The organism is Luteibacter flocculans (assembly GCF_023612255.1).
Classification (GTDB): domain Bacteria; phylum Pseudomonadota; class Gammaproteobacteria; order Xanthomonadales; family Rhodanobacteraceae; genus Luteibacter; species Luteibacter flocculans.
Window position 1 is genome coordinate 2,667,539 of record NZ_CP063231.1, and the last position, 15,739, is coordinate 2,683,277.

The window sequence follows — 15,739 nt, forward strand, 5'->3', positions numbered from 1 at the left end:
CGCCACTCGCGGTCACCATACTACAGATGCCCTGCGTGGCTGGACGCACGTTTCCGGGGCTCTTCCGGCGGCAATTCCGCGGGTGCGGCCTCGATCTTGACCGCGTGCTCGCTCGGGCGGATCGGCTTGCCGCGTGCTTCCGCCACGCCCCGGGTCAATTCCGCACCCAGGAGGACGATGATCGATGAGTAGTAAGTCCATGTCAGCAGCACGATGAAGGCTCCCGCCGGACCGTACGCACCGCCGACGTTCGAGTATTGGATGTAAAGGCCGATGGCGTACTTGCCCGCCAGGAACAGCACCGTGGTAAGCACCGCACCGATGAGTGCCTCGCTCCAGTCGATCAGCGCGTCCGGCAGCACCTTGTACATGGCACCGAAGGCGGCGATGAACACCAGCACCGAGACGACGTATTCGGCGACGCTCCAGACCGTTGCATCGTCACGGAACAATGCGTGGATGACCGCACTGACAACGAACGACACGATCAACATGAAGGCGATACCGCCCAGCAGCGCGAACGCCCGAGCGCGGGCACGCAGCCATGCGCCCACCGCCTCACCCGGCTTGGCCTTCACCCGCCACACGCGGTCGAGGGTGCCCTGCAACTGTGCGAATACTGCAGAAGCACCGAAGAGCGTCACGCCAATGCCGATCACGCCGGCCAGATCGCCCAGCCGAGGATGCGACTTGGCGCTGGCGATCACGCCGTTCAGGGCCTCCGCAGCGCGGTCGCCCACGACACCCGCTAGCGCCTTGGACAATTCGTCCTGCCAGGCCGGATGCAGCATCGAGACGACCCACACCAGCAGAAGCAGCAACGGCGCGAACGACAGCGCGGCGTAGAAGGACAGCGCCGCCGCGCGGGTCATCAGTTCGTCGTCGCTGAATCCGTCAACCGCCGATACGACCGTTTGCTTGACGGCACCAAAGGCCTTCTTCATTTCGTCTCTCCTTAAGTCCACCACCATCGCGGGCAGCCGATAAAGACGAAGCGCACAGGATGTGAACGGGACAGCAAGAAACCGGAGCGAATGCATCGCGTGGGCCCTAGAATGGCGCGATGGCCTTGAACCTGCTGATCGCCGACGACCACCCCATGTTCCGCGCCGCCTTGCTGCATGCGCTCGCCGAGCCCCTGCGCGGTGGCACGGCACGGGAAGCGGCCAGCCACAGTGCCATGGAGGCGGTGCTCGCCGAGGGCCACCCCATCGACCTGGTCCTGCTCGACCTGACCATGCCCGGGGCGATGGGGTTCTCGTCGTTACTGTGGCTGCGCGGGGAACACCCGGACATTCCCGTGCTGGTCGTCACATCCAACGACCACCCACGCAACGTACGACGCGCACAACAGTTCGGCGCGGCAGGTTTCGTGTCCAAGTCCGCATCGGCCGAGGCGTTGCGCGAGGCCGTCGCCCAGGTGATGGCCGGCGGCACGGCCTTCACGGCCGCCCGTGCGGAGCGCAGCGACGAGGACGCTCGTCTGGCGGCACGTCTGTCACGGCTCACGCCGGCACAGTTTCGTGTGCTCATGCTGATGGCCGAGGGGCTACTCAACAAACAGATCGCGGCCGAACTCGGGCTCGCGGAGAACACGGTGAAGATTCACGTCACCGCCGTGCTGTCCAAGCTGGAGTGCCGATCGCGCACGCAGGCCGCGGTGCTGGTGAAATCGCTCGACGTCGACGAAGGCGTCGACGGTTCGCACCCTGGCTAATCGGACGTCATCAGCAGACGACTCATGACCGCACGCAGGCGCGCCGGGGCCAATGGCTTGATGAGATAGCGCAGCCCGAGGCCACGCGCATGTTCAATGGCCGCCGCGGACGGCGCGACCGATAGCAACACCGTCGGTGGCGAGCGTCCCCAGCGGGCGATCAGCGCCGCGCGCAGTTCGTCGCCGCTCGCACCGTCGAGCGGATCTTCCTGCAACAGGATGGCCGGAGCCTCGTCGGTCTCGGCATGGCGCAGTGCGGCTTCGGCGCTGCCGACGGTGACCACATCGCAGCCCCACGACGACAGCAACGCAGACGTCACCCGCCGCGCCGCCGCATCGCCATCGATAAGCAGCACGCGCTTGCCGCGAAATGGTGAATCGTCCACCCCGTAGTCGGCAGAGCCACTGTGCCCGATGCCTTCGAGGGCGAGCGGCAAGGTGATCGAGAACACACTGCCCCGCCCAGGCCAAGAGCGTACCGTTACCGGCGCGCCGAGCAGACGAGCGATCCGGTCCACGATCGACAGGCCCAGCCCCGCGCCGCGGCGCTCGCGATCCACGCCGTTGTCGAGGCGCAGGAACTCGTCGAAGATCGCCCGCGTCTTGGTCTCGGGAATGCCTATGCCGGTGTCCCAGACCTCGACCCTGGCCTGCCCGTGCTGGCGCCGCACGCCGATGAGCACGCGCCCGCGTGGCGTGTAATGCACGGCATTCGACAGAAAGTTCTGCAGCACGCGACGCAGCAGCAAGGGATCGCTGCGCACCACCACGGTCGTTTCGACCTGGCGGACGTCCAGCCCGCGCGCCTTGCCGAGCACGGCAAACTGCCGCCCCAGTTCCGCAAGCATCGGCCCGAGCAACACCGCGCTGAAACGCGCTTCGACCGCGCCGCCTTCCAGGCGCGACACGTCGAGCAGGCTCGCGAGCATATCGTCCTGCGTATCCAGCGCCGAGCGGATCTGTTCGACCAGTTGGCGTTCCGCGGGTGCCAGCGCGCCATCCGCCAGTGCTCCGATGAACATGCGCGCGGCGTTCAACGGTTGCAGCAAGTCATGCACGGCCGCGGCGACGAAGCGGGTCTTCGAGCGACTCGCGCGCTCGGCTTCGGCCTTCGCCTCGTGCAGATCGCGGGTTCGCTCATCCACGCGCTGTTCGAGGGTGCTCGCCAAGGTGCGCAGTTCACGGGCGGCGGCCTTGTAGGCCGTGATGTCGGCATAGCTCGTGACGAAGCCGCCACCCGGCAAGGGATTGCCGCGAATTTCCAGGATGGTGCCGTCCGGCCGTTCGCGCTCGTACATGTGCGGGCTGCCGGCACGCAGGTAATCGAGACGTCGCTGGATGGCCTCCTCGACGTCGCCCGGTCCCAACAGACCGCGGCGCGCATTGAAGCGAAACAGCGCCTCGATGGGCTGCCCTACCTTCAGCAGCTCGTCGGGAAAGCCGAAGATCTCGCGGTAGCGGGAATTCCAGGCCACGAGACGCAGTTCGCCGTCGATCACGCTGACCCCTTGCGGAAGGTGATCGAGGTTGCTGTGTCCGCCCTGGCTTGCCTCGTGTGCCGCAGCGACGACGCTGTCCTGCGCGGTACGCAGTGCGGCGGCATGGTGCGCCACCATGCGTTCGAGTTCCTCGCGACTGCGCTGCCGCAGGCGCGCGAGGCCGATGCGCTGCTGGATGAACAGGCCGAAGAGGATCAGCGGCAACCAGCCCGCCAGCACAATCAGGGCGGCGTTGCGTCCCGCCTCCCACGCTGGCCGAGCATCGGCCAACAGGTGCAGGGTCCAGCCCTGTCGTGCGAGTGACATCGTGCGCCAGAGCACCTCGTGCGACACCGGCGGCGCATCCACGATGGCGCGCAGCGCACCGTCGCTCAACGTGCCAAGCACGCGCCGTTCCACCGGCATCAGCGTATGTCCGCCGTATTGACGCGTGGCATCGATGGCCGTCATTTCTTGAGGCGCCAACGGCCTAAGCGTGCGATAAAGCCAGCCATCGCGGTTGGCGAGGAAAACCACGCCATGCTCGTCGGCCAGTGCCACGGTATCGTCGCTGAGCGCCCAATCCTCGCGCACCTCGTCGAGCGTGATCTTCAGCACCACCACGCCCAGGTGACGCCCCGCGTCGTCGTCCACGGCGCGCGCAATGAAGTACCCGGGCACGCGCGTCGATACCCCCAAGGCGTAGAACGTGGCGCGACCGTCGCGCATGGCATTGTGGAAATAAGGGCGGAAGCGGTAATCGAGCCCGACGTTGCTTCCTGGCGTATCCCAGTTGTTCGCCGCTATCGCGCGACCATCGCGATCCAGCAGCGTCAATGTGGACGAGTGCACGACGCCGTTGGCCTGCGCGAGCTTCTCGTTCAGCGCCGCCACGGTGCTCGGGGACAAAGGGCCACGCAGGGCCTCGCGCAACTCGGGGTCCAGCGCCAGCACGTCAGGCAGGACCGTGAAGCGGTCGATCAGGCGCCGTACCGCCGACGCGCGCAGGTGCAAGCGGTCCGCTGAGGCATGCGCGATATCCGCCAACTCGCGATGCCAGGCCCACCAGCCGGCCAGGGCCGAGGTGGCGAGCATGGTCGCCGCCAGCAAGGCGATCAGGGCGGGCTTGGGAATACGGAAGAATCGCGTCATCAGGCCGTCAATGGTCGCACAGCCCCAAGGGCCTCTAGCCGGAATGTGTTATGGGCCGGGGAGGCATCGCGGGCTACAACACGACACCGCCTTCGAGGCGACCACCACGTGCCGCCATGTCCTCCCCACGCCCCGAAACCGCCACGCCCTTCTATCGTCAGACCTACGTGCAGGTACTGGTTGCCATCGCGCTCGGCGCGCTGCTGGGCCACTACTCGCCCGCCTTCGCCGAATCGCTGAAGCCGCTCGGTGACGCCTTCATCAAGCTGGTGAAGATGGTCATCGCGCCAGTGATCTTTCTCACCGTGGTCACCGGCATTGCCGGTATGCCCCACCTCAATGCGGTGGGTCGCGTGGTGTTCAAGGCGATGGCCTATTTCCTCGTCTTCTCCACCCTCGCGCTGGTGGTGGGGCTCATCGTCGCCAATGTCGTGCAGCCCGGCGCCGGATTGGACGTGGATGCCGCCACGCTTTCCACGAAGGAGATCGCCAACTACGCCTCCAAGGCGCACGACATGACGCTGACGGGCTTCCTGCTCGACATCATTCCCGATACGGTCGTCGGCGCGTTCACCTCCGGCAACATCCTGCAGGTGCTGCTGTTCGCCGTGTTGTTCGGCATTTCGCTGACCCTCGCAGGCGAGCGCGCGCGCCCCGTGGTGGACTTCTTCGATGCACTGACCACGCCTGTCTTCCGCCTGGTCCACCTGCTGATGAAGGCCGCGCCGATCGGCGCCTTCGGAGCCATTGCCTTCACCATCGGCCGTTACGGCATCGGTTCGTTGTCGAATCTGCTCTATCTGGTCGCCACGTTCTATCTCACCTCGCTGCTGTTCGTGGTGGTGGTGCTCGGCACCATGGCGCGCATCGCCGGGTTTTCCATCTTCCGCCTGCTGCGTTACCTCAAGTCGGAGCTGCTGCTGGTGCTTGGCACGTCCTCGTCGGAGGCAGCACTACCCTCGCTGATGGAGAAGATGGAACGCGCGGGCTGCGACAAGTCTGTGGTGGGTCTCGTGGTGCCCACGGGCTACTCGTTCAATCTCGACGGCACCAACATCTACATGACGCTCGCCGCGCTGTTCATCGCGCAGGCCACGAACACGCCGTTGTCGCTCGGCGAGCAGATCGCGCTTCTGCTGGTGGCGATGGTGAGTTCCAAGGGTGCGGCCGGCGTCACCGGCGCCGGATTCGTGACGCTGGCGGCGACGCTCTCGGTGGTGCCTTCGCTTCCCGTGGCAGGCATGGCATTGATCCTTGGCATCGACCGCTTCATGAGCGAATGCCGTTCGCTGACCAACTTCATCGGCAACGCCGTGGCAACGATCGTGGTGGCTCGCTGGGAAGGCGCACTCGATCGCGGCACGCTGGCAGCGACGCTCGCCGATCGTACCGACGGCGTGCAAACCAGCAACGGCACGAGCCTCAACCACGGCAACGCTACGCCCTGACCACGACGAGACGGACTGCATGACGACAAGGACATCCCTCCCCCGTGCCACGCTTGCCGCAACGTTGCTCGCCGGCACCTCTCCGGTTTGTTTCGCGACGGACGATCCGCCAACGGCCGAATTGCTGACGCGTATCGAACAGCAGGCGGCGAAGATCGATGAACTGACCGCGCGGCTTGCACAACTGGAAAAGTCGATGGCCGCCAACGGCGCCCCGCGTTCGGATAGCGGCATGACCGCGGCCGTGGCCTCGTCGCCTTCTGCGCCCGCAAGGAAGGCGTCCCAGGACCTCGCCGGCAACGTGCGCTGGAAGCGCAGCGACGCCGCGCCAACCTTTGCCAGCGATGACGGCCAACACACCTTCAAGCCGCACGGCCGGTTGCTCATGGATTTCAGTCGCACGCACGGCTCGAGCCACGCGACACGGAACCTCCATGGCTCCGAGGTCGCGAATCTTCGCCTCGGTGGCGAAGGCGCCATCGGCGCGCTGGGCTATCGCATCGAGGCCGAATTCGCCAACGACAGCGTTGCCCTGCAACCGGCTTACCTCAGCTACAACACCACCGTGGCGGGCAACGAGGCGACGTTCTACCTCGGCAACTTCCTCAAGGATCTGGGTACGGAGGGATCGTCCGATCTCGCCCGCGTGCCGTTCCTGCTGCGCAACGCCGCCGTTGCCGTGGCAAGGCCGTTCGTCAGTTACTTCGGCATGGGCACGCAGGTGCGCGTGTACGGCGACCGCTGGCACTACACGCTATCCATCACGGGCAACGCCCCCAAGACGGGCACGTCGGGTAAGTATTCGGAGACGGTGACCTATCTCACGCGTGCGCACATCAACCCGTGGAAGACCAAGAACGGCTTCGTCCACGTCGGCGGATGGTACTACTACGAAAGTCTTGGTGGCGGCGTGTCTTCCATCGACACCACCATGCCGCTTACCGCATTCAATAAGCTTCTTATGGTAAGTGCGGGCCCGGTAGTCGATCCGACACGTGACCGAGGCACCGGCCTCGAACTCGGCGGCGTACATCGCAGTACCTGGGCGATCGCAGAGCATGGCAAGCGCACCATCCACACACGGCACAACGGGCGCGTCCACCGTCAAGGCACGAGCGTCGCGGCCGGCTGGATGATCACTGGGGAAGCGCCCGGATTTTCAAGCCGCTCGGGAAGCTGGAAGGCGGTGAAGGTCGCCAATCCCGTCTCGTCCGGCGGCACGGGCGCGTTCGAAGTAGCCGGCCGCATCGATCACTACGACTTCACCGACGCCCCCGGAGGCGGCACCGGACGAAGCGCCACGATGGCACTCAATTGGTACCTCAACGACTGGTCGCGTCTGATGTTCAATTACATCCGTTGGGAAACGAACAACCGCATCGGCACTATGGCTGGACGCGACGACGGACACTCGCTGGCGCTTCGCGCGGAGGTTCTGCTTTAAGGATGCGAAGGCGTGCTATCGCACGCCCTCGTCGCGCTTGCTCAGGTCGTCCATTTTCTTTTCACCCTCTTCGATCTTCTTGTCGCGTTCCTTGTGGATGGGACGATCCTTGTCAGCGACATAGTTATTGTTGCGATCGCCGGATTGCACGCGGTGCTTACGGTCGTCGTTGACGTTCGGCGTTGTCATGGTCTCTCCAATGGCGGACGTGCCCTTACGTGGCACGCTGAAGAGGCTCGACCCGCCGGCCGTTGCGTACCGTCGCGAAGATGTCACGGCGATCCTCACATCTGGCGCTGATCGCCCTTCTGCGCTCGCCCCGATTGACGATGTCGCCGACAGCCAAGGGGCCAACGCGCGTCGATCATGAGGCCCTTTTGCAGGGGCTAGGCATGGCATCGATCCTTTCGTTACTGGTGATGGCGACCGCGTCGGGTGGCGCGTTTCCCGAGCAAATACCGTCCGCAAGGGCGCCCGTGGTCTACACAAAGGCCTCCCACCACCGCGAACCTCCCGCCCCCGAAGGTCCCTTGCACATCGCGCTTTCCCGGCTGAAAGCGCATGCCGAAGCCGGAGACGGCAACGCCTCGGCTGCCATCCACGCAGGTCTGGCGAAATGCTTCGCGCTGCGCGAGCGCCCATTGACCGACCTCGCGTTCACCTATTGCGGAGGCGTCTCGGACGACGAGGTCAAAGAGGCCGGCTCATGGCTCATGCGTGCCGCCGACCAGGGCAATGAAGCGGCGATGTTCGTGTTCGCTACGACGCGCACGGAAGCGTCGACCCGTGACGCACCGCATACCGAACGCCACCCCACGCCGACGGACGGCCGGCAACATGCCGCAAGGCACCTCTACACCCTGGCAAGCCGATGCCACGTAGATGCCATCGCCGCGCTATACCGCCAACGATTGAAAGGCGGCCCGCTCTTCGCCCAGGATTTGCGTGCTGCGTACGTTCTCCAGCGCGAGCTGCTGGAGTTATATGTCGGACTGATCGCTTCTGGCGAGCAAGCCGCGCTCACCGGGAAGCTATCGGTGAGCGAGCTTAGGGAGGCGCGTGACGAAGCTGAAGCATTTCTCACAGAGCGATGCCGCTGATCCGATGCGCATCACGTCATCTTCTTAGAAAGACGATACCGCGACCTCAATGCCCCGCTTCAGCGGATGCACCTTCCTTGTGGTGCGTACCCAGCCGGTCCACGAGTCCAGCGCTTGCTGCGTTCAATCCGATGACTTCCACGTGCTTGCCCTCCCGGCGGAACTTGAATACCACGCGATCCAAGGCATTGACGGCGGTGAGGTCCCAGAAGTGCGCGTCCGTCACATCCAGACGCACATGACTGATGTCCTCTTCCTTGAAATCAAACAGTTCGCCGAAGGCTTCGGACGAGGCGAAGAAGACCTGGCCGGTGACGGTATAGGTCCGCACGTGACCATCCGATGCCACGGAGCTATCGACATCCAGCGCCTTGCCGACCTTGCGCGCGAAGAAGACGGCCGAAAGCAGCACACCCGTGAGCACACCCTTTGCGAGATCGTGCGTGGCGACCGTCACCGCGACCGTGCCCAGCATCACGACGCTGGATACCGTGGGATGGGTTCGGAGACTCTGGATGGAACGCCAGTTGAAGGTGCTCAGGGAGACCATGATCATCACCGCCACCAGAGCCGCCATGGGAATCTGACGGACCAGAGGCGAACCGAAGACCACAAGCACCAGCAAAAGCGCGCCAGCGACCATGGTGGAAAGGCGACCACGGCCACCAGATTTCACGTTGATTACGGACTGGCCGATCATGGCGCAGCCGGCCATGCCACCGATGAAGCCCGTCACGATGTTCGCGACGCCCTGCCCGATGCATTCGCGATTCTTGTCGCTGCGGGTATCGGTCATGTCGTTGACGATCTGCAACGTCATCATCGATTCGAGCAGACCTACCACCGCAAGCGTCGCTGCCGTCGGCAAGATGATCCTGAGCGTATCGAGAGTCCACGGAATGTCCGGCATCGATAAGCTCGGCAGAGCGTCGGGCAAGGCACCCATGTCGCCCACGCGGTGAATATCCATGTGGAAGTACATCGCCACGCCCGTCAGGACCATGATCGCTACCAGTGGCGACGGAATGGCCTTGGTGACGTACGGAAACAGATAGATGATCGCCAGGCCGGCAGCGGTCATCGGATAGACCAGCCACGGCACACCGATCAATTCAGGCAGTTGGGCCATGAAGATAAGAATGGCCAGTGCGTTGACGAAGCCGGTGATCACAGAGCGGGATACGAAGCGCATCAGCGCACCGAGCTTGAGCGCGCCTGCCACGATCTGGATCAACCCGGTCAGTATCGTGGTGGCAAGCAAGTACGCGAGCCCGTGCTCCTTGACCATGGTCACCATCAACAGCGCCATGGCACCGGTCGCCGCTGAAATCATCGCGGGACGCCCACCAGCAATCGAAATCACCACGGCCATGGAAAACGACGCGTAGAGTCCGACCTTAGGATCGACCCCAGCAATAATGGAAAACGCGATGGCTTCGGGAATGAGAGCGAGCGCCACGACCATGCCGGACAGGATGTCGCCACGCACGTTGCCCAGCCACTGCTGGCGCAGTTGCGAAAAAGAATTCAAGACCATTTCCTCGGAGAGGCAGCAAGCCTCTCACCTAAAGACACACGAATACACCGCTCCTTTAGCAAGGAGTGCGAGCCAGGGCAGCTAGCGTTACGGTGGCGTGGTCAAGGCAGGTCTCAGGGGGAAGCGTTCGCTGATTATAACGTCGTTTTATTGGATCGTGGGCTTGGCCTCCAGAACCGAGCACTTCGCATGCTCCAAGCGTGCGTCATGCGCTTATTGGCGGCTACGACAACCACGCGCTCTGGCGTCTGTCCCCATGGGAAGGCATCGAGGCAAGCGGGCGCAGCGCATCAAGGCGACCTCACATACCAAATCGTATGCTTAGGCGATCGCCCGATGACAAGGTTGTCAGCGCATTACGATTGATCGGCTCCGAGCCTGCCAAATTCGACTTGACTGCGGCAATAGAAAACATCGATGTTCTCTTCCGCAATCGCGGCCATCAGTGCCTCGCAGGTTGGCTCATCGGTGACCACCGAAACCGTCATGGGGCGGTCGGCCATTTCGAAGAAGCCCGCCGAGTGGATCTTTCCCGAGTGCCCGAAGCCCTCCCCTCCCGCGGTCATGGTGCCGCCCGCAGCCCCCAACTTCCGTGCGCGCTGAAGGATCCATTGGGCGACCGTATCGCCGTGGATGGTGCGGTTTTCTTGAGTGAAAAACAGAATCCGATAACCTTTCATCGTGGGGGTCTCCTAAGCGGGGGTAGCAGCAAGATCAGGTGTCTCACACGAAAGTATCAGCACCCGAACTTGCTGAAGTTCGGCCGCATGATCGACCAGGAACGACTCCACGATCTCGCGGCGATCCACCAGTTCCAGACACTGCGGATGGTCCATCGAGACAGCATCCGGATGATGGTGTGACAACCGTTGCCCCTTGAGGTATCCCATTTCTACGTGGTGAAGAATGGCCTGCTCAATGCCAGCCCGCCGCGCCACCTTAAGCAGATGGTGTGCGAGCGCCGGCGCGCTTAGGCGATGCCAAAACCGCGAGCGACTGGCGCGGGCCGAGACAGGAAAATAAAGACGGGCGACAACGAGATCGCGCATGGGCACTCCGCTCATGATTTGGGGACTTCCGTGGGTTGCGTATCGCGCTGGCGACGCCGGTAGGCCGGCAGGTCGCTTAGCCGAAGGTCTTCGGGCAGGTGGCGCAGGTGCTTGGCGCGACCCAGCCGCTGTGCGTGGTAGATGCCGTTGTGCCCCGAAAATAGGTAGCTGGCCACGCAGGCGATGGCTGCAAAAGGAGCGATCGCAGAACCGAAGAGTTCAATGGCCATGACGGTGGTGGCCAAGGGCGTGTTGGCGGCCCCTGCGAAAACGGCCACAAAGCCCAGTGCCGCCAACATGCCGAATGGCAGATGAAGCAACGGGGCGAGGCTGTTGCCCAGAGTGGCGCCAATGAAGAAAAGCGGAGTTACCTCCCCACCCTTGAACCCAGAGCCCAGCGAGGCCGCGGTGTAACCAAACTTGCCAATGCTGTCCCACCACGGCAGCGGATGGTCGAAGGCGGCGACGATGGTGGGGATGCCCAACCCGATGTAGGCCTGGGTGTGAAACAGATAGACCGACCCCGCAATGACGGCGCCGCCGATAAAGGGCCGCAACGGTGGGTAGCCGATCAGCCGCTTCATCCAAGCCCCTACCCGATGGGTCGCTGTAGCAAACAACAAGCCCACCAAGCCAAAAATGATTCCCGCGACGATGACGGAAAGCACCGTCCAGCCCGTCACGGGGGCCACAGAGCCCATGACATATCCAGTGTGATGGACACCCCAGGCCAGGCACACCCGGTCGGCAACGATGGCTGCAATGACGCAGGGAAACAGGGCGTCGTAACGGAGCCGTCCGATGGCCAGGACTTCCAAGCCGAACAGTGCGCCGGCCAGTGGCGTGCCGAAGACAGCGGCGAAGCCGGCGCTCATGCCTGCCATCAACAATACCCTTCGGTCCTCTGGACTGAGCCGAAATGCGGCGGTCAGTTGGTCTGCGAGGGCGCCCCCCATTTGGACCGCGGTCCCTTCGCGGCCTACCGATGCTCCAAATAGGTGAGACATCACCGTACCGATGAAGACCAACGGCACCATGCGCAGAGGAATGACCTTCTTGGGGTCGTGGATCTCGTCAATGATCAGGTTATTGCCGGCCTCGACCGGCTTCCCCAGTCGGAAGTAGACCCAGCCCACGACGAAACCCGCGACTGGCAAGAGCGCCAAAAGCCAGGACGTGGCCTGCCGGGTCCGTGTGGCCCAGTCCAGACTCAGGAGGAACCAGGCAGATGCCGTTCCGGCCAACACCGCGGCAACCATGGCAATCAGCAGCCATTTGCCGATGTAACGGAGGAGTTCCCATTGTTCGAGAGAGCTAAGCGCGCGCATGGAGTATCCAGGTCGGAGGAATCACCTGGGCCGGGCGTAGCACGCGTGCCTACATCCCCGGAAGCCAGGACATGTAGGCATCATCAGCCCCGTTACGGGGCGGTTCGCGGAGGAATGCCATCTCCGTGCCGAGCAGCGTAGGGGCTGACCGAAAGGTCGTCAACTCGGCACGGCAAGCCGCCGGAGCGCCGGTGCCGTAACAAACACGTGGCGCTGGTGGAGTTCTGTCCGCGCTCAATGTGATCAGCACGGACCTGCACGTCAAAAGTTGAAACACGTGGGACCATCATCGCGACGGTGCGACGGGAGATGCCTGATAGTCGGAGCTACGCCGCACAATGATCCGGAATTTCCACATGCCGGATTTTTCCCGATGCGGATGATGGAGTAGACGCATATGCGTGTTGACCTACCCAGAATCTTCAAAACGAAAAACGCCCAGCGATCTGAGATCACCGGGCGTTCGACGACTTGTATCAAGTGGCGGAGAGGGAGGGATTCGAACCCTCGGTACGCTTACACGTACGCCTGATTTCGAGTCAGGTACATTCGACCACTCTGCCACCTCTCCGGGAACGGTCGACGGCGAGGGGTTAGCCTTGCCGGGCCCGCAATGATAGTGGGTCTTCTGTGCCGTGACAACAGGCTTTCTATGGGGCATCCTGCCCGGGCATCGGGCGCCATGGGCGCCCTCTTCCAGCGTTTCGCAAGGCCACCATGATCGAGTTCGGACACGGCACGCATACGGGACTTCGCCGTACGCGCAACGAGGATACCTACTATGCCGATGCCGGCTTGGGGTTGTTCCTGGTCGTGGACGGCATGGGTGGGCATCGCCATGGCGAGGTGGCGTCGGCCACGGCGCGCGATGGCGTGGTGGCTCAGGTCACCGCCGGTCAGTCGCTGGTCGATGCGGTGCAGCGGGTCAACGAGGCATTGATCGCCCGTTCGAGCGGTCAGGCAGCTGCGCGGCCTATGGGCACGACCATCGCCGCCGTACGCATGACCGGTCGCCGCTACGAAGCGGCCTGGGTCGGCGACAGCCGGATCTATCACTGGGATGGCGCGCTGCGACGGCTCTCGCACGACCATTCCATCGTCGAGGCGCTGGTCGAGGCCGGCGAACTGACCGAAGCGCAGGCGCGCATCCATCCGCAACGCAGCGTGCTCACCCAAGCGCTGGGAATCACCGCGCCCGATCAACTGCACATCGGCCTGGCTCGTGGCGAACTCGCACCGGGTGCGCGTCTGCTGCTGTGCACCGATGGTTTGACCGATGAGGTGGACGACAACCGCATCGCTGAGATCGTCGCGCGCAGCGACATCGCAGCGCAGGAGTGCGTGGATCACCTACTGCTGGAAGCACTCGCTGGCAGCGCGCGCGACAACATCACGGCGATCCTGTTGCGCGTCGCCGCCTGAGTTTCAATGCACCAGCTCGGCGTCCGCAGCGCGGGCGTCGTCCGCCGTCAGTTTCCGCCAGATGCTCTGCCCGCCTGCCGACTTGTCGATGGCATCGAGACGTTGCGCGTGTCGTTCGAGTTCCTCGGTCGAGGCGCGCAACACGATCGGTCGCCGCGTGATGACGATGTCGCCCAACACGTTCGCATGGCGATCATCGGCACCGGCATCGAACGCGAAGTCGAGGGCCACCTGGCCCGACGTCATTGCGATATAGACGTCCGCCAGCAACTGCGCGTCGAGCAGGCCGCCGTGCAGATCGCGATGTGCGTTGTCCACGCCCAGTCGCTTGCACAGCGCATCGAGGCTGTTGCGCTGCCCCGGATACATCGCGCGCGCCATCAGCAACGTATCGAGCACGGTGGCGTGATCGGCGATGCGGCCGTATTGCGGGCCGGCCATCTTCAGTTCGGCATCCAGGAAGCCGACGTCGAACGCCGCGTTGTGGATGATGAGTTCGGCACCGCGAATGAATTCGAGGAACTCGTCCACCTTGTCGCGGAAGAACGGCTTGTCGAGCAGGAACGCGTCTTCGATGCCGGTGACGGCGCGCGCACCTTCGTCGATGGCACGCTCGGGATTGAGATACGTGTGGAAGGTACGACCGGTCGGGCGCCGCTCGATCATCTCCACCGCACCGATTTCGATCAGGCGATGGCCGAGGTGTGCCTCGAGACCCGTGGTTTCCGTATCGAGGACGATCTGCCTCATGCCACCTTCCCCTTTGCCTTGTACGCCAGGGCCTGGTCACGCGCGGCGACGTCCACGCGCTCGTTTTCCACGTGGCCGTTGTGACCCTTCACCCATTCCCAGGTCACGGTGTGCGCGGCGGCGGCGGCATCGAGCCGTATCCACAGATCCTGATTCTTGACCGGCTTCTTGTCCGCTGTCTTCCAACCGTTCATGCGCCACTTCGGCACCCATTCCTGCACGCCTTGCATCACGTACTTGGAATCGGTCATGAGGTGTACGTTGCAGCGCCGGTTCAAGGCTTCGAGGGCGGAGATGGCCGCCATCATTTCCATGCGGTTGTTGGTGGTATCGGGCTCGCCACCGGCGATCATTTTTTCGACGCCCTTGGCGCGCAGCAACGCGGCCCAGCCACCCGGGCCAGGGTTGCCCAGGCAGGCGCCATCGGTAAAGGCTTCAACGGTATCGGTCATGGGTACGTCTAGAGAGTTTCGCGGGCATTGCGGCGGGCGCCGGAGGCGAGCGTGCCGGGTATAGGCGACGGCACCACCGCGGCGCGGGGGCGCAAGGGTACCGCTGCCGGGCGTTTTTTGCGCGCCACCAGCAGATAGCCGCCGCCGACCAGGGATTCGCCAGTCGCGGTGCCGCCCGTGCGCGGCCAGGCGCTGCCGACGCGGCGCGGCACCGACAGATCGAACTCGTCGCGCACGAGGCGTTGGCTCCACCACCAGGGCCAGGTCAGCCGCGGGCGCGGGCCACGACTCTGCCGGGCCACCCAGGGCGACCACAGGCCCACGGGGTGGATGCCCGTGATGGCGAGCATGCCGCCCGGCGCCAGCACACGGATCGCCTCGTCCAACAGGTTGTCCTGGCGCGACGTGGTTTCCAGCGCATGGCGCAGCAGCACCACGCCGAAGGCCTCGTCGACGAATGGAAGCGGTTCCAGCCCGCTGGCAATCACATCGCCGCCCAGCGCCTTGCCAGCCACCCTCACCGTGGCCCAGTGGCCGAGCAACGGGATGGCAGGCGGCTCGGCAGGGGCCGAGGTCGTGAGATGCAGCCCGTGGTCTCCTGTGCAGCGAGACAGCAAGGGCGCCAATACCCGCGCTTCATCCGCCAGCAGCTTGCCGACCTGGGGCGTGGTGTAAATGTCGGGTGCGAAGTGAGGCATGCCCACCGAGTGTAGTGTGGTTGAACGGGGGGCGCACCGTTAACGACTAGCTAACGAGCAGCCCGGAACCGGCTGATATAGTCCGGCGCGCCCCGCCCGGTCTTCACACTTTCCCGGCGGCCATTCCACGGGTGTTCGCGCCCCATCGACGTCACGGAGTTCGC

At 64.1% G+C, this 15,739-nt stretch carries 15 protein-coding genes, 1 tRNA gene and 1 riboswitch; of the genes, 5 read left to right on the forward strand and 11 right to left on the reverse strand.

Annotation, left to right across the window (positions count from 1 at the left end):
- Nucleotides 1–20: 20 nt before the first annotated feature.
- Nucleotides 21–944, reverse strand: a complete 924-nt coding sequence (locus IM816_RS11330; RefSeq protein WP_250338157.1) for a YihY/virulence factor BrkB family protein — start codon at nucleotides 942–944, stop codon at nucleotides 21–23.
- A gap of 119 nt (nucleotides 945–1,063) precedes the next feature.
- Between IM816_RS11330 and IM816_RS11335 the strand changes: the two genes are divergently transcribed.
- Entirely contained in the window at nucleotides 1,064–1,717 is a 654-nt protein-coding gene (locus tag IM816_RS11335; RefSeq protein ID WP_072321373.1) for a response regulator, read from the forward strand.
- On the opposite strand, the gene IM816_RS11340 is transcribed toward IM816_RS11335, so the two are convergent.
- Nucleotides 1,714–4,347, reverse strand: a complete 2,634-nt coding sequence (locus IM816_RS11340; protein WP_250338158.1) for a hybrid sensor histidine kinase/response regulator — start codon at nucleotides 4,345–4,347, stop codon at nucleotides 1,714–1,716. The genes IM816_RS11335 and IM816_RS11340 overlap by 4 nt on opposite strands.
- A 116-nt stretch (nucleotides 4,348–4,463) precedes the next feature.
- Here IM816_RS11340 and IM816_RS11345 point away from each other — a divergent pair, with 116 nt between their 5' ends.
- Both IM816_RS11345 and IM816_RS11350 read left to right on the forward strand, forming a co-directional pair.
- Nucleotides 4,464–5,795: a dicarboxylate/amino acid:cation symporter gene (locus IM816_RS11345; protein ID WP_250338159.1), complete on the forward strand. Its 1,332-nt coding sequence runs from the start codon at nucleotides 4,464–4,466 to the stop codon at nucleotides 5,793–5,795.
- A 19-nt stretch (nucleotides 5,796–5,814) separates the two neighbouring features.
- Complete coding sequence (locus IM816_RS11350) at nucleotides 5,815–7,239, forward strand: OprO/OprP family phosphate-selective porin (protein WP_250338160.1); 1,425 nt, start codon at nucleotides 5,815–5,817, stop codon at nucleotides 7,237–7,239.
- A 15-nt stretch (nucleotides 7,240–7,254) separates the two neighbouring features.
- On the opposite strand, the gene IM816_RS11355 is transcribed toward IM816_RS11350, so the two are convergent.
- A complete protein-coding gene (locus IM816_RS11355; RefSeq protein ID WP_250338161.1) occupies nucleotides 7,255–7,428 on the reverse strand; it encodes a hypothetical protein in 174 nt (57 codons plus the stop codon).
- 341 nt (nucleotides 7,429–7,769) lie between these two features.
- On the opposite strand from IM816_RS11355, the gene IM816_RS11360 reads away from it, so the two are divergent.
- Nucleotides 7,770–8,339: a hypothetical protein gene (locus IM816_RS11360; protein ID WP_250338162.1), complete on the forward strand. Its 570-nt coding sequence runs from the start codon at nucleotides 7,770–7,772 to the stop codon at nucleotides 8,337–8,339.
- A gap of 46 nt (nucleotides 8,340–8,385) precedes the next feature.
- Here the strand turns inward: IM816_RS11360 and IM816_RS11365 are convergent, their stop codons facing one another.
- The 5 genes from IM816_RS11365 to IM816_RS11385 form a co-directional block, all read right to left on the reverse strand.
- On the reverse strand, nucleotides 8,386–9,870 hold the full coding sequence (locus tag IM816_RS11365; RefSeq protein ID WP_250338163.1) for a SulP family inorganic anion transporter: 1,485 nt from the start codon (nucleotides 9,868–9,870) through the stop codon (nucleotides 8,386–8,388).
- Between the two features lie 362 nt (nucleotides 9,871–10,232).
- Complete coding sequence (locus IM816_RS11370; protein ID WP_250338164.1) at nucleotides 10,233–10,556, reverse strand: DUF190 domain-containing protein; 324 nt, start codon at nucleotides 10,554–10,556, stop codon at nucleotides 10,233–10,235.
- 12 nt (nucleotides 10,557–10,568) lie between these two features.
- Nucleotides 10,569–10,925, reverse strand: a complete 357-nt coding sequence (locus tag IM816_RS11375; protein WP_250338165.1) for a DUF190 domain-containing protein — start codon at nucleotides 10,923–10,925, stop codon at nucleotides 10,569–10,571.
- Between the two features lie 11 nt (nucleotides 10,926–10,936).
- Complete coding sequence (locus IM816_RS11380; RefSeq protein ID WP_250338166.1) at nucleotides 10,937–12,253, reverse strand: voltage-gated chloride channel family protein; 1,317 nt, start codon at nucleotides 12,251–12,253, stop codon at nucleotides 10,937–10,939.
- 67 nt (nucleotides 12,254–12,320) lie between these two features.
- A riboswitch (Fluoride riboswitch) is annotated at nucleotides 12,321–12,387 on the reverse strand.
- A 347-nt stretch (nucleotides 12,388–12,734) separates the two neighbouring features.
- Nucleotides 12,735–12,824, reverse strand: a tRNA-Ser gene (locus tag IM816_RS11385).
- Between the two features lie 146 nt (nucleotides 12,825–12,970).
- On the opposite strand from IM816_RS11385, the gene IM816_RS11390 reads away from it, so the two are divergent.
- A complete protein-coding gene (locus tag IM816_RS11390) occupies nucleotides 12,971–13,675 on the forward strand; it encodes a PP2C family protein-serine/threonine phosphatase (RefSeq protein ID WP_250338167.1) in 705 nt (234 codons plus the stop codon).
- 3 nt (nucleotides 13,676–13,678) lie between these two features.
- Here the strand turns inward: IM816_RS11390 and dnaQ are convergent, their stop codons facing one another.
- The 3 genes from dnaQ to IM816_RS11405 are packed head-to-tail and all read right to left on the reverse strand — an operon-like array spanning nucleotide 13,679 to nucleotide 15,575.
- A complete protein-coding gene (dnaQ, locus tag IM816_RS11395) occupies nucleotides 13,679–14,425 on the reverse strand; it encodes a DNA polymerase III subunit epsilon (protein WP_250338168.1) in 747 nt (248 codons plus the stop codon).
- Nucleotides 14,422–14,877, reverse strand: coding sequence for a ribonuclease HI (rnhA, locus tag IM816_RS11400; RefSeq protein WP_250338169.1), 456 nt, complete (start codon nucleotides 14,875–14,877; stop codon nucleotides 14,422–14,424). The genes dnaQ and rnhA overlap by 4 nt, the downstream gene beginning before the upstream one ends.
- Before the next feature lie 8 nt (nucleotides 14,878–14,885).
- Complete coding sequence (locus tag IM816_RS11405) at nucleotides 14,886–15,575, reverse strand: methyltransferase domain-containing protein (protein ID WP_250338170.1); 690 nt, start codon at nucleotides 15,573–15,575, stop codon at nucleotides 14,886–14,888.
- Nucleotides 15,576–15,739 lie beyond the last annotated feature (164 nt).

What these genes read in the sequence shown, in the direction of transcription:
- rnhA (WP_250338169.1), bottom strand. Translation starts at nt 14,877, where the DNA reads ATGACCGATACCGTTGAAGCCTTTACCGATGGCGCCTGCCTGGGCAAC.
- IM816_RS11370 (WP_250338164.1), bottom strand. Translation starts at nt 10,556, where the DNA reads ATGAAAGGTTATCGGATTCTGTTTTTCACTCAAGAAAACCGCACCATC.
- IM816_RS11375 (WP_250338165.1), bottom strand. Translation starts at nt 10,925, where the DNA reads ATGCGCGATCTCGTTGTCGCCCGTCTTTATTTTCCTGTCTCGGCCCGC.
- IM816_RS11345 (WP_250338159.1), top strand. Translation starts at nt 4,464, where the DNA reads ATGTCCTCCCCACGCCCCGAAACCGCCACGCCCTTCTATCGTCAGACC.
- IM816_RS11355 (WP_250338161.1), bottom strand. Translation starts at nt 7,428, where the DNA reads ATGACAACGCCGAACGTCAACGACGACCGTAAGCACCGCGTGCAATCC.
- IM816_RS11330 (WP_250338157.1), bottom strand. Translation starts at nt 944, where the DNA reads ATGAAGAAGGCCTTTGGTGCCGTCAAGCAAACGGTCGTATCGGCGGTT.
- IM816_RS11335 (WP_072321373.1), top strand. Translation starts at nt 1,064, where the DNA reads ATGGCCTTGAACCTGCTGATCGCCGACGACCACCCCATGTTCCGCGCC.
- IM816_RS11380 (WP_250338166.1), bottom strand. Translation starts at nt 12,253, where the DNA reads ATGCGCGCGCTTAGCTCTCTCGAACAATGGGAACTCCTCCGTTACATC.
- IM816_RS11390 (WP_250338167.1), top strand. Translation starts at nt 12,971, where the DNA reads ATGATCGAGTTCGGACACGGCACGCATACGGGACTTCGCCGTACGCGC.
- IM816_RS11340 (WP_250338158.1), bottom strand. Translation starts at nt 4,347, where the DNA reads ATGACGCGATTCTTCCGTATTCCCAAGCCCGCCCTGATCGCCTTGCTG.
- IM816_RS11405 (WP_250338170.1), bottom strand. Translation starts at nt 15,575, where the DNA reads ATGCCTCACTTCGCACCCGACATTTACACCACGCCCCAGGTCGGCAAG.
- IM816_RS11350 (WP_250338160.1), top strand. Translation starts at nt 5,815, where the DNA reads ATGACGACAAGGACATCCCTCCCCCGTGCCACGCTTGCCGCAACGTTG.
- dnaQ (WP_250338168.1), bottom strand. Translation starts at nt 14,425, where the DNA reads ATGAGGCAGATCGTCCTCGATACGGAAACCACGGGTCTCGAGGCACAC.